The 14,573-nt window shown below is 76.4% G+C and carries 2 protein-coding genes; both read left to right on the top strand.

Translation table 11 applies throughout. The features are described 5' to 3' along the window. The first annotated feature begins 145 nt into the window (after positions 1-145). A complete protein-coding gene (locus HEP85_RS00715) occupies positions 146-3,418 on the top strand; it encodes an SDR family NAD(P)-dependent oxidoreductase (RefSeq protein WP_369658096.1) in 3,273 nt (1,090 codons plus the stop codon). A 61-nt stretch (positions 3,419-3,479) separates the two neighbouring features. Then, entirely contained in the window at positions 3,480-14,510 is an 11,031-nt protein-coding gene (locus tag HEP85_RS00710; protein ID WP_369657516.1) for a type I polyketide synthase, read from the top strand. Positions 14,511-14,573 lie beyond the last annotated feature (63 nt).

Genomic DNA, 14,573 nt, shown 5'->3' with positions numbered 1-14,573 from the left:
CGTCGCCGGCGACCACACGGAACTGCTCACCGCACTCGCCGCCACCGCACAGGGCACCGACGCCCCCGACGTCGCCACCGGCGTCGCCGGCACCGGCGCGCGGACCGCGTTCCTCTTCAGCGGCCAGGGCGCCCAGCGCCCCGGCATGGGCCAGGACCTCTACCGGGCCCACCCCGTGTACGCCGAGACGTTCGACACCGTCTGCGCCGAACTCGACCGCCACCTCGACGGACCCCCGCTGCGCTCGGTGGTCTTCTGCGAGGACGGCTCGCCCGAGGCCGACCTGCTCGGCCGGACCGCCTACACCCAGGCCGCGCTGTTCGCCGTCGGCACCGCCGCCCACGCCCTGGTCCACTCCTGGGGCGCCCGCCCCGACGCCCTCATGGGCCACTCCATCGGCGAACTGACGGCCGCGCACGCCGCGGGCGTCCTCACCCTCCCCGACGCCTGCGCCCTCGTGGCCGCCCGCGGCCGGCTGATGCAGGCACTGCCCGAGGGCGGCGCGATGACCGCCGTCGAGGCCACCGAGGAGGAGGTGCGCACACTCCTCGACGAGAGCGACGGGAGCGACGGGAGGGGGGACCGCGCCGGCATCGCCGCCCTCAACGGCCCCGCGTCGGTCGTCCTCTCCGGCGACGGCGACGAAGTCGAGCGGATCGCCGCCGTCCTCGCCGGGCGCGGACGGCGCACCAGGCGCCTGCGGGTCAGCCACGCCTTCCACTCCGCCCGCATGGACGCGATGCTCGACGAGTTCGAACAGGTCGCGGCGCGCGTCACCTACGCCCCGCCCGCCCTGCCCGTCGTCTCCAACGTGACCGGACGCCTCGCCGAAGGCGACGACCTGCGCACGGCCGCCTACTGGAGGCGGCACGTGCGCGACGCGGTCCGCTTCTGCGACGGCGCGCGCGCCCTGGAAACCCTCGGCGTCACCACGTACCTCGAACTGGGCCCCGACGCCACGCTGACGACGATGGCCCTCGACAGCGTCACCGATCCCACGACGGCCGCCGCCGCACCGTTGATGCGGCGCGAGGGCGACGAGCGCCGTTCCGCCCTGCTCGCCGCGGGCCTGCTGCTCGCCCGCGGCGCCGAACTGGACCCGGCCGCGCTGCACGACCCCGACGCGCTGCGCGGTGAACTGCCCCTGCCCACCTACGCCTTCCAGCGCGAGCGCTACTGGCTCCAGTCCTCCGCACAGCCCGCCGGGGCGACTCCTACAGCCGACTCCGCCGAGGAGGCGCGGTTCTGGGACTTCGTCGAGCAGGCCGGCCCGCAGGACCTCGCCGACCGCCTCGGCCTCGGCACCGACGCCCCGCTCAGCGCGGTCCTGCCCGCGCTCTCCTCCCTGCGCCGGGAGCGCCGGCAGACCTCCGAGGCGGAGGGCTGGGAGCACCGCGTCGTATGGAAGCCGGCCGTCGAAGAGGCCGCCGCCCTCACCGGCACCTGGCTGCTGCCCGTCCCCGCCGCCGACGCGGACGGCACCTGGGCCGCCTCGGTGGCCGCCGCCCTCGGCGCGCACGGCGCCCACGTGGTGAGCGTGCCCGTCGACTGCGCCTCGGCCGACCGCGTCACCCTGGCCGCCCAGCTGACCGACGCCCTCGCGACGACGGACGGCGGCGCCCTCGGCGGCGTCCTGTCGCTGCTCGCCGCCGACACCCGGCCGCTGCCGGAGCACGCCTCCACCCCGAGCGGCCTCGCCGCCACCGCCGCGCTCGTCCAGGCACTCTCCGACAGCCCGGACGGCCTGAACGGCCCGGCCCCAGCCGGGGGTTCGTCCCCCGCGCGCCTGTGGTGCCTGACCGCCGGCGCCGTCGGCGTCCACGCCCAGGAGGCGCCCACCGCACCCGAACAGGCCGCCGTCTGGGGCTTCGGCCGCACCGCGGCCCTGGAGTACCCGCAGAGCTGGGGCGGACTGGTCGACCTCCCCGGCACCACCGACACCCCGGTCGCCGAGGACATCGGCCGCCGGCTGAGCGCGGTCCTGGCCGGCCGCGACGGGGAGGACCAGGTCGCGGTACGCGGCTTCGGCACCTTCCTGCGCCGCCTGGAACGCGTACCGGCCGGCGCCGCTCCCGCCACCGCCCCCGCCTGGCACGGCACCGTCCTGCTGACCGGCGCCACCGGCGCCCTCGGCGTGCACACCGCCGCCTGGCTCGCCGCCCAGGGCGCCGAACGGGTGCTCGCCGTCAGCCGCTCCGGCGCCGGCACCGAGGGAGCGGCCCGGCTGAAGGCCGCACTGGACGGCACCGGCACCGCACTCGAGATCGCCGCCTGCGACGTCGCCGACCGCGACGCCCTCGCCGCCCTCCTGGCCCGGCACCCGGTGGACGCCGTGGTGCACACCGCGGGCGTCCTCGACGACCGGCTCATCGACACCCTGTCGCCCGAGAGCCTGGAGACCGTGCTGCGTCCCAAACTGGCCGCCGCCCGCAACCTCCACGACCTCACCCGCGACCGCGACCTGTCCGCCTTCGTGCTGTTCTCCTCCGTCTCCGGCACCCTCGGCACCCTCGGCCAGGCCAACTACGCCGCGGCCAACGCCTGTCTGGACACCCTCGCGCAGCAGCGCCGCGCCGCGGGACTGCCCGCCACCTCCCTGGCCTGGGGGCCGTGGGCCGGCGGCGGCATGGCCGCGCAGAACACCGGGGCCGAGGAGCGCATGCGGCGCAGCGGCATGAACCCGCTGGACCCGCGGCGCGCCCCGGCGGCCCTCGGCCGGGCCGTGGCCCGCCCGGACGCGGCCGTGGCCGTCGCCGACGTCGACTGGGCACGCTTCGCGCCCGGTTTCACCTCGGCCCGGCGCAGCCCGCTCCTGTCCGACCTGCCGGAGGTCCGCGACCTGGCGGCCGCCCACCCGGCGGCCCCGGGCGAGGACGACGCCGCCGGGGCGCTGCGCTCCCGGCTGGCCGGGCAGTCCGCCGCCGAGCAGGAGCGCACGCTCCTGGCCCTGGTGCGCGGCCAGGCCGCCGGGGTCCTCGGCCACGCCTCCACCGACAAGGTCGGCGCCGCCCAGGCGTTCAACGCCCTCGGCTTCGACTCCCTGACCGCCGTCGAGCTGCGCAACCGGCTCGGCACCGCCACCGGCCTGGCGCTGCCCGCCACGCTGCTGTTCGACCAGCCCAACGCGACGGCCCTCGCCGGATATCTGCGCGGCCGGCTCACCGAGGGCATGGACGGCGCGGGCCGCGCGCTCGCCGAACTCGACCGTCTGGAGTCCGCGCTGACGGACCTGGCGGACGACGACGCGAGGCGGGACCGGATCGGCGCCCGGCTGCGTTCCCTGCTGGCCCGCTGGGACGGCCCGGACCGCGGCGCCGTCCTCACGGCGACGGCGACGGACGACGTCAGCGACCGGATCAACTCCGCAGCGGCGGACGAGATCTTCGACTTCATCGAGAACGATCTTGGAATCTCCTGAGGCCGCCGCGACGGCGACCGCGGACGGACACAGGACAGGACCGGGGAACGGGTGAACACGCATGAGCGATGAACAGAAGCTCCTCGGCTACCTGAGGAAGGTCACGGCCGATCTCCACCAGACGCGGCAACGGCTGAGCGAGGCCGAGGCCCGCAACCGGGAACCCGTCGCGATCGTCGCCATGGGCTGCCGGTTCCCCGGCGGCGTGAGCGACCCCGACGGCCTGTGGCGGCTGCTGGGCTCGGGCGACGACGCCATGACCGAGTGGCCCGTGGACCGCGGCTGGGACACCGACTCGCTGTACGACCCCGAGCCCGGCACCCCCGGCCGCAGCTACACGCGGACCGGCGGATTCATCGACCGTGTCGCGGACTTCGACGCCGGCTTCTTCGGTGTCTCGCCCCGCGAGGCCGTCGGCACCGACCCGCAGCAGCGCCTCCTGCTGGAGATCTGCTGGGAGGCCCTGGAACGGGCCGGCATCGACCCGGCCGGGCTGCGCGGCAGCCGCACCGGCGTGTTCGCGGGCACCAACCTGCAGGACTACACCACCCTGCTCAGCCTCTCGGACAACGCGGGCGACGACGGCGTCGGCAACTCCGCGAGCGTCCTGTCCGGCCGCGTCTCCTACACCCTCGGCCTGGAGGGCCCCGCGGTGTCCCTCGACACCGCCTGCTCGTCCTCCCTGGTGACCCTGCACCTGGCCGTGCAGGCCCTGCGCAACGGCGAGTGCGACCTCGCGCTCGCCGGCGGCGTCACCGTCATGTCGACGCCCACCGTCTTCCTGGAGTTCAGCCGGCAGCGCGGCCTCGCGGCGGACGGCCGCTGCAAGGCCTTCGCGGACGCCGCCGACGGCACCGCCTGGGGCGAGGGCGCCGGCGTCCTCGTCGTCGAGCGGCTGTCCGACGCCCGCCGCAACGGCCACCCCGTCCTCGCCGTCGTCCGCGGCTCCGCCGTCAACCAGGACGGCGCCTCCAACGGGCTGACCGCCCCCAACGGACCTTCCCAGGAACGCGTCATCTGGCAGGCGCTCACCTCCGCCGGCCTGGCCCCGGCCGACGTGGACGCCGTCGAGGCGCACGGCACCGGCACCAGCCTCGGCGACCCGATCGAGGCCCAGGCACTGCTCGCGACGTACGGCCAGGACCGGCCCGCCGACCGGCCGCTGCTGCTCGGCTCGGTCAAGTCCCACATCGGCCACACCCAGGCCGCCGCCGGAGTCGCGGGCGTCATCAAGATGGTCCTCGCGCTGCGCGAGCGGCACCTGCCCGCCACCCTGCACGTCGACCGGCCCTCCACCCACGTCGACTGGTCCGCCGGAAACGTCGAACTGCTCACCGACGCCCGGCCCTGGCCGTCCGCCGACCGCCCGCTGCGCTGCGGTGTCTCCTCGTTCGGCGTCAGCGGCACCAACGCTCACGTCATCCTCGAACAGCCCCCGGCACCGCAGGACACCGCACCGCCCGCCCCCGACACGCTGCCGCCCGCCACCGCCACCGCCACCGCCACCGACGCGCAGCTTACCGCCGCGGCCACCGGCCCCTTCGCCTTCCCGGTGTCCGCACGCACGAACGCCGCGCTGCGCGCCCAGGCCCGGCGCCTGCACGACCACCTGACCTCCGGGGAGCGGCCCGCCCCGCACCCCGCCGACCTCGCCCGCGCGCTGACCCGCACCCGCTCCGCCCTGGAACACCGCGCCGTCGTCGTCGCCCGGGACACCGGCGAACTCCTCGCCGGCCTGACCGCCGTCGCCGAGGACACATCCGCACCCTGTGTCGCCAAGGGCGTCGCCGACACCGAGGGCGGACCCGTCTTCGTCTTCCCCGGGCACGGCCCGCAGTGGCCCGGCATGGCCACCGAACTCCTCGACACCGACGAGGTGTTCCGCACCCACTTCACCGAAGTCGCCTCCGCCGTCGAGGAGTACACCGACTGGAAGGTGCTGGACGTGCTGCGCGACGCCGACGGCGCCCCGCCGCTGGACCGCGTCGACATCGTCCAGCCCGTCCTGTTCGTGGTCTGCGTGGCGCTCGCCCGCCTGTGGCAGTCCCACGGGGTGCGGCCCGTCGCCGTCGCCGGCCAGAGCCAGGGCGAGATCGCCGCCGCGCACGTCGCCGGCGCCCTCACCCTGGCGGACGCCGCCCGCATCGTCGTCAGCCGCGGCCGCGCGCTCACCCCGCTCTCCGGCCGCGGCGGCATGCTCTCCGTACCGCTGCCGCTCGCCGGGCTGGAACACCGCCTGGCCCGCTGGGAAGGGCGGCTCTCCGTCGGCTCGCTCAGCGGCCCCCGCGCGGTCGTCGTCTCCGGCGACACGCAGGCGCTCGACGCCCTGCAGGCCGAACTCGCCGACGAGGGCGTACGGTCCCGCCGTGTCGCCATCGGCTACGCCTCGCACTCCGCGCAGATCGAGGAGGTGCGCGACGACCTGCTCGCCGCGTTCGCGCCGGTCACCGCACGCCCGGCCGACGTGCCGTTCCACTCCACGGTCACCGGCGGCCGGATCGAGGACACCACCACGCTGGACGCGCACTACTGGTACCGCAACGTCCGGCAGACCGTCCGCCTCGGCGACACCGTCGAGGAGCTCGCCGCCGCGGGCCACCGCGTCTTCGTGGAGGTCGGCCCCCACCCCGTGGTGACCACCGTCCTCGGCGACGTCCTGGACGAGGCCGGCGCCACCGGCAGCGTGGTCGTCGCCACCCTGCGCCGCGGCGACGGCGGCCGCGCCCGCTTCCTGCTCTCGCTCGCCGAACTCCACGTACAGGGCTGCGCCGAACTCCCCGCCGCCGACGACACCCCGCCACGCCGCGTCGACCTGCCCACCTACGCCTTCCAACGTCGGCGCTACTGGCCCGAGTTCACCCGGGCCGCGGCCGCCGGCGCCGCACGGGGCACCACCGACGGACCGTTCTGGGACGCCGTCGAGCAGGGCGACGTCACGGCCCTCACCGCCGCCCTCGACCTCGACGAGAACGCCGTCTCCCGGCTCGTCCCGGCGCTGGCGCACTACCGCCGGCACAGTGCCGAGACCGCCGTCGCCGACTCCTGGCGCTACCGCATCGCCTGGCAGCCCGTCGAGGACGGGCCCGCCCCCGCCCTCACCGGCCGCTGGCTCGTCGTCGTCCCGCTGGGCCGCGAGGACGGCCCCGAGGCCACCGCCCTGACCGCCGCCCTGCGGCGCGCCGGCGCCACCCCGGTGGCCGTCCCCGTCGACTGCGCGGCCGACCGGAGCGCCGTCGCCGCCGCCCTCTCCACCGCCCTCACCGGGAGCGCCGGCCCCTCCGCCGGGCCCGCCGGGCCCGCCGGTCCGACCGCGACGAACCGTGCCCCGAAAGCCGCCGGAGTCGTCTCGCTGCTCGCCCTCGACGAGGACCCGCTGCCCGCGCTGCCCGCCGTACCGAGGGGGTCCGCCGGGACCGTCACCCTCGTCCAGGCGCTGCAGGACCTCGGCGCCGACGTCCCCGTGTGGTTCACCACGCGCGGCGCCGTCGCGACCGACGCGCGCAGCGCCCCGCAGGCGCCCGTCCAGTCGATGGTCTGGGGGTTCGGACGGGTCGTCGCCCTCGAACAGGCCGACCTCTGGGGCGGTCTCGTCGACCTGCCCGCCGCCCTCGACGAGCGGGCCGCCGACCGGTTCACCGCCGTACTGGCCGGCCGCGACCACGAGGACCAGGTCGCGATCCGCGCCACCGGCGTCCTCGGCCGCCGTCTGCTGCGCGCGGCCACCGGCGCCCTGCCGGCCGGCCGCCGCTGGCACCCCGAGGGCACCGTTCTGGTCACCGGCGGCACCGGCGCACTCGGCCGGCACGTCGCCCGCTGGCTCGCCCGCTCCGGCGCCCGCGACCTGCTGCTGGTCAGCCGCTCCGGCCCGGACGCGCCCGGCGGCGCCGAGTTCGCCGCCGAACTCGCCGCCCTCGGCGCCCGCGCCGACATCGCCCGCTGCGACCTCGCCGACCCCGGCGACCTCGCCCGCCTGCTCGCCGCGATACCCGACGAACGGCCTCTGGCCGCCGTGTTCCACACGGCCGCCGTCCTCGACGACGGCGTCATCGGCTCCCTCACCCCCGAACGCCTCGCCGACGTGCTGCGCGTCAAGGTGGGCGGCGCCCTCAACCTCGACTCCGCCACCGCCGGCCTCGACCTGTCCGCCTTCGTCCTGTTCTCCTCGTCCTCCGGAGTCTTCGGCAGCCCCGGCCACGGCAACTACGCCCCCGGCAACGCCTTCCTCGACGCCTTGGCGGAGGACCGCCGCGCCCGCGGACTGCCCGCGACCGCCGTCGCCTGGAGCGGCTGGGCCGACGGCGGCATGGCCTCCGGCACCGTCGGCGAACGCCTGGAACGCCACGGCGTACGCCTCATGGACCCCGACACGGCCGTCACCGCGCTCCAGCACGCCCTCGACCACGGCGACACCACCCTCGTCGTCACCGACATCGACTGGGAGGTGTTCGGCGCCGAACTCGCCAAGGGCCGCCCGCGCCGCCTCTACGCCGCCCTGCCCGAAGCCCGGCACGCCCTGGCCGGCGCGCGCGGCACCGCACCGGAGCCCGCGCCGGGGGAGCGCACCGGCCTCGCCGAACAGCTCGCCCCACTCGGCGACAGCGACCGCCGCGGCGCCCTGCTCACCCTCGTCCGGGCGCACATCGCCTACGTGCTCAACCACCCCAGCCCCGACGAGGTCGAACCCCACCGGGCCTTCCGGGAACTCGGCTTCGACTCGCTGACCGCCGTCGAACTGCGCAACGCCCTCAACGCGGCCACCGGTCTGCGGCTGCCGACCAGCCTCGTCTACGACTACCCGACGCCCGCCGCGCTCGCCGACCACCTCGGCGCCGCGTTCGCCCCCGCGAGCGCCCCGGCACCCACCGCGCCCGCGGCCCTGGGGGTACGGCGCCCGGACCCCGACGACGACCCGATCGCCATCATCGGCATGGCCTGCCGGTTCCCCGGCGACGTCGGCACGCCCGAGGAGTTCTGGCGGCTGCTGACCGCCGGCACCGACGCGATCACCCCCTTCCCCGACGACCGCGACTGGGACCTCGACGCGCTCCACGACCCCGAGCCGGGACGCGGCGGCGTCTCCACCCGGGCCGGCGGCTTCCTCACCGGGTTCGCCGACTTCGACCCGGCGTTCTTCACCATCTCCCCGCGCGAGGCCGCCGCGATGGACCCGCAGCAGCGACACCTGCTGGAGATGTCCTGGGAGGCGTTCGAGCGGGCCGGCATCGAACCGAGGACCCTGCGCGGCAGCCGTACCGGTGTCTTCGCCGGCACCAACTACCAGGACTACTCCTCCCGGCCGCTCGCCCTCGACGAGGACGCCGGCGCCCACCTCGGCACCGGCAACTCGGCGAGCGTCCTGTCCGGCCGCGTCTCCTACACCTTCGGCCTGGAAGGGCCCGCGGTCACCGTCGACACCGCCTGCTCCTCCTCACTGGTGGCCCTGCACCTGGCCGTGCGCTCGCTGCGCTCCGGCGAGAGCGACCTCGCCCTCGCCGGCGGCGTCACCGTGATGTCCACCCCCGGACTGTTCCTCGACTTCAGCCGGCAGCGCGGCCTCGCGGCGGACGGCCGCTGCAAGTCCTTCGCGGACGCCGCCGACGGCACCGGCTTCTCCGAGGGCGGCGGCATGCTGCTGGTGGAGCGGCTGTCCGACGCCCGCCGCAACGGCCACCGGGTCCTCGCCGTCGTGCGCGGCTCCGCCGTCAACCAGGACGGCGCCTCCAACGGGCTCACCGCCCCCAACGGCCCCTCCCAGCAGCGGGTCATCCGGGCCGCGCTCGCCGACGCGGGCCTCGCCACCGCCGACGTCGACGTCCTGGAGGCGCACGGCACGGGAACCATGCTCGGCGACCCGATCGAGGCCCAGGCCGTCCTCGCCACCTACGGCCAGGGCCGGCCCGCGGAGCGGCCGTTGTGGCTGGGCTCGGTGAAGTCCAACATCGGCCACACCCAGGCCGGCGCCGGCGTCGCCGGGATCATCAAGATGGTCCTGGCCCTGCGCAACGGAGTCCTGCCGGCCACCCTGCACGTCGACCGGCCCTCCACACACGTCGACTGGGACGCGGGCGACGTCCGGCTGCTGACCGAGGCCGTCGCATGGCCCGAGAACGGCCGCCCCGGCCGCGCCGGTGTCTCCTCCTTCGGCATCAGCGGCACCAACGCCCACGTCATCCTCGAAGCCGCCACCGACGAGGAGCCCGCCGCGCCCGCCGAGGCCGAACCCGCCGCGCCCACGGCCGCCGGCGCCCACGCCCCCGTCGTCCCCTGGGTGCTCAGCGCCCGCAGCGCCGCCGCCCTGCGGGACCAGGCGGGCCGCCTGCTCACCCACCTCGCCGACCGGCCCCGGGCCGACGCCCGCGACGTGGGACTGTCCCTCGCCACCACCCGCACCGCCTTCGAACACCGGGCCGTCGTCGTCGGCGCCGACCGGGCGGAACTCACCGAGGCCCTCACCGCGCTGGCCGAGGGGCGCTCCGAGCCCCGCACCCCGGCCGGCGTGGCGCGCGGCGCCGGCCGCACCGCGTTCCTGTTCACCGGCCAGGGCGCCCAGCGCCCCGGCATGGGCCGCGAACTCCACCGCACCTACCCCGTGTTCGCCGAGGCCTTCGACGCGGCCTGCGCCCACCTCCCCGGACTGCGCGAGATCATCCTCGGCGACGGCGACGGCGACGGCGACGGCGACGGCGACGGCTCCGAGGCCGCTGCCGCCGAGGTCCTGAACCGCACCGAGCACGCCCAGCCCGCCCTGTTCGCCTTCGAGGTCGCCCTCTACCGCCTGCTGGAGTCCTGGGGCATCGTCCCCGACCAGGTCACCGGCCACTCCGTCGGCGAACTCGCCGCGGCCCACGTCGCCGGCGTCCTCTCCCTCCCCGACGCCTGCACCCTCGTCGCCGCCCGCGGCCGCCTCATGCAGCAACTGCCCCCGGGCGGCGCGATGGCCGCCGTGCAGGCCTCCGAGGCGGAGGTGCTGCCCCTGCTCGCCGGGCGGGAGACCGCCCTCGGCATCGCCGCCCTCAACGGGCCCGCGGCCACGGTCGTCTCCGGCACCGAGGACGCCGTCACCGCCGTCGCCGACCAGCTGGCGGCGCAGGGCCGCAAGACCTCCCGGCTGCGCGTCAGCCACGCCTTCCACTCGCCGCTGATGGACCCCGTCCTCGACGCCTTCCGGACCGTCGCCGCAGGGCTCACCTACTCCGCCCCGACGCTGGCCTTCGTCTCCGGCACGACCGGAGAGCCGGTCGGCGCACGGCAGTTGACCGACCCCGAGTACTGGGTACGCCACGTCCGCGAGCCGGTCCGCTTCCACGACGCCGTCCGTCACCTCCGCGACGATCTCGCCGTCACCCGCTTCCTGGAGATCGGTCCGGACGCCACCCTGACCACCCTGGCCACGGCGGCCCTGGACGACCCCGGCCGCCCCGAGGCCCAGCTCGTCCCGGCCGTCCGCAAGGACGTCCCCGAGGCCCGCGGCCTGCTCACCGCGCTCGGCCGGCTGTTCACCACCGGCACCGAACCCGACTGGCCCGCCCTGTTCACCGGCGCCCGGCCCGTCCCGCTGCCCACCTACGCCTTCCAGCACGAGCGCTACTGGCTGCCCAGCGCCCCCTGGACCGGCGACCTGGCGGGCGCCGGCCTGGAAACGGCGGCCCACCCCTTCCTGGGCGCCGCCGTCCGCCCCGCCGGCTCCGACACCGTCCTGCTCACCGGACGCCTGTCCCTGCGCACCCACCCCTGGCTCGCCGACCACACCGTGCTCGGCCAGGTCATCCTGCCCGCGACCGGCTACCTCGACCTCGCCGTCCACGCGGGCGACCGCACCGGCTGCGCCCACCTCGCCGAACTCACCCTGCACAGCCCGCTGGTGATCCCCCGCGAGGGAGCCGTCCAGCTCCAGGTCACCGTCGAAGCACCCGACGAGCGGGGCCGGCGCACCTTCGGCGTGTACGCGCGCCCCGCCGACACCGACACCGACACGCCGTGGGAACAGCACGCCCGGGGCACCCTCGCCCCCGAGGACCAGGCCCCGGCCGCGCCGTCCGCCGACCTGAGCGTCTGGCCCCCGCACGGCGCCGAGGCCGTCGCCGACGGCGGCCACTACGAGGGGTTCGCCGAGGCCGGGTTCGGCTACGGGCCCAGCTTCCAGGGCCTGGGCCGGGTGTGGCGGCGCGGCGACGAGGTGTTCGCCGAGGTCGCCCTTCCCGAGGAGTACCGCGCCGACGCCCCCCGCTTCGGCCTCCACCCCGCCCTGCTGGACGCGGCGACCCACGCGCTTCTCGTCGAACTCCCGGGCGGCGCCGGGAAGTCGGCGGAGCCCATGCTGCCCTTCGCGTGGAGCGGCCTGACCCTGCACGCGGAGGGCGCCACCGCCCTCAGGGTGCGGCTGGCGCCGGCCGGACACGCCCACGGGTTCTCCGTGCTCGTCGCCGACACCGACGGCCGGCCCGTCGCCACCGCCGAGTCCCTCACCCTGCGCGCCGTGGCCGCCGAACCGCCGCGCGAACACGACGGCCGGGCACCCGGGCTGCTGCGCCTGGCCTGGAGCGACGCACGGCCCGCCCCGGCCGCACCCCGCCCGGAATCGGCCCGCTGGATCATCCTCGGCGAGGGCGACGACCGGGTGGCCCGGTCCGTCGACGCCGCGGGCGTCCACCTGGAGACGTACGCCGACCTCGAAGCACTCGGCAAGGCCGTGGACACCGGCATGACCATGCCGGACATCGTGCTCGTCGCCCCCGACGGCCACCGCCCCGACGACGGACACGACGTCCCCGGCACCGTCCGCTCCGCGCTCACCCCCGCCCACGACCTGATCCGCGGCTGGCTCGGCGACGAACGCTTCGCCGCCTCCCGCCTGGTGTTCGTCACCCGGACCTGCGTGGCCACCGACGACGACGGCGGCGGCATCCAGGACCTGGCGGGCGCGGCCCTGTGGGGCATGGTCCGCTCCACGCAGGCCGAACACCCCGGCCGTTTCCAGCTCGTGGACCTGCCCGGCACCCCCGACGAGGCGGACGAACACGCCTTCCTCGCCGCCGTCGCCACCGTCCACCCGCAGAGCGCGATACGCGCCGGCCGGGTCCTGCTGCCGGGCCTCGCCCCGGTCGGGCCCGGCACCGAGGCACCCGGCCTGGCGTCCGGCACCGTCCTGGTCACCGGCGCCACCGGCGCCCTCGGCAGCACCCTCGCCCGGCACCTCGTCACCGCCCACGGCGTACGCAGCCTGCTGCTCACCGGCCGCCGCGGCCCCGACGCCCCCGGCGCCGGCGCACTGCGCGACGAACTCACCGCACTCGGCGCGGACGTCACCCTCGTCGCCTGCGACACCGCCGACCGCGCCCAGGTCGAACGCCTCCTCGCCGCCGTCCCCGCCGACCGGCCGCTGACCGGTGTGGTGCACGCCGCCGGCGTCGTCGACGACAAGCCGGTCACCGCCCTGGACCCCGAGCGCTTCGAGCGGGTCCTGCGCCCGAAGGCCGACGGCGGCTGGCTGCTGCACGAACTCACCGCGAACCAGGGCCTGTCCGCGTTCGTCCTGTTCTCCTCCGCCGCGGGAACCTTCGGCTCCCCGGGCCAGGCCAACTACGCCGCCGCGAACGCCTTCCTCGACGCGCTCGCCTCCCACCGGCGCTCGCTCGGCCTGCCCGCCTCCTCCCTCGCCTGGGGAGTGTGGGAGAGCGACAGCGCCATGACGGCCGGCCTCTCCGACACCGACCGCCGCCGCATGACCCGCGGCGGCATGCGCGCGCTGTCCACGAAGGACGGACTCCTCCTGCTCGACAGCGCACTGACCACCGACCGTCCCGCCCTCATCGCCATGGACACCACCGCCGGCACCGGCGCCCTGCAGGCCCTGCTGCGGCCCGCGGACCGCCCGGCCGGCCGCCGCAGCGCGGCGGGCGCCCGGCCGGCACCGACCACCGCCGCCAGGCTCGCCGGACTCGGCCCGGCCGAGCGCCGCACCACACTGCTCGCCCTGGTCCGCGACCTGGCCGCGGCGGTCCTCGGACACGCGTCCGCCGACGCGGTGGAGGCCGACCAGCTCTTCACGGAACAGGGCTTCGACTCCCTGACCGCCGTCGAACTGCGCAACCACCTCGCCACCGCGACCGCCCTGACCCTGCCGCCGACCCTCCTGTTCGACCACGCCACCCCGGAACTGCTTGCCGCCCACCTCGACCAGCGGCTGCTGGACGCGCCCACCGGCGGCGACCCGGCGGCGCCGGCCGACCGGCCCGCCGCACCCGCCGGGGACACCCTCAGCGGCCTGTTCAAGCAGGCCTGCGAGAGCGGCCGCGTCGACGAGGGCTTCGCCCTGCTCCAGGCCGCCGCCGCACTGCGGCCGACCTTCGCCTCCCCGCGGGAACTGGCCGCGGCGCCCGAGCCGATCAGGCTCTCCAAGGGCGAGACCGGCACACCGTTCGTCTGCTTCAGCTCCTACGTGGCGCTGGCCGGCGTGCACCAGTACGCGCGGTTCGCCTCGGCCTTCCGCGGCGAGCGCGACGTATGGGCCCTGCCCACCCAGGGATTCGGCACCGGTGAGGCACTGCCCGCCTCGTTCGACGCCATCGCCGCGCTCCAGGCCGAGGCGGTCACCCGGACCGTCGGCGACGGCCCCGTCGTCCTCGTCGGCTCCTCGTCGGGCGGCATCCTCGCCCTGGCCGCCGCCCGGCACCTCCAGGAGCAGGGCAGGCCCCCGGCCGCCGTGGTCCTGCTCGACACCTACATGCCGCGCGCCGACTCGCCGTTCCTGAAGTTCTCCCAGCAGATGCTGGGCGGCATGTTCGACCGCGAGTCGATGTTCGCCCACATGGACACCGACCGGCTGACCGCCATGAGCTGGTACATCAGCCTCATCGGCGAATGGGAGCCGGGACCGCTGGACAGCCCGGTCGTCCTGGTGCGCTCCAGCGAGCCCCCGGTGCCCGCCGGCCTGAGCGGCCCCCTGGAGCGGGAGGAGTGGCAGTCGTCGTGGGAGCGGGCGCACACCACGATCGACGTTGCCGGCAACCACTTCACGATGATGGAGACCCACGCCCGCAGCACCGCCGACGCCACCGGCGCGTGGCTGGGGAGCCTGGGCCAGGACAGCTGAGCCACCACGCGCGACACGATGCCCCCTGTGTCCGGACCGGACACAGGGGGCATCGTGCGTGGC

It is taken from the genome of Streptomyces sp. RPA4-2 (assembly GCF_012273515.2).
GTDB classification, from domain to species: domain Bacteria; phylum Actinomycetota; class Actinomycetes; order Streptomycetales; family Streptomycetaceae; genus Streptomyces; species Streptomyces kaempferi.
This window is presented reverse-complemented; position numbering and strand designations above follow the sequence as displayed.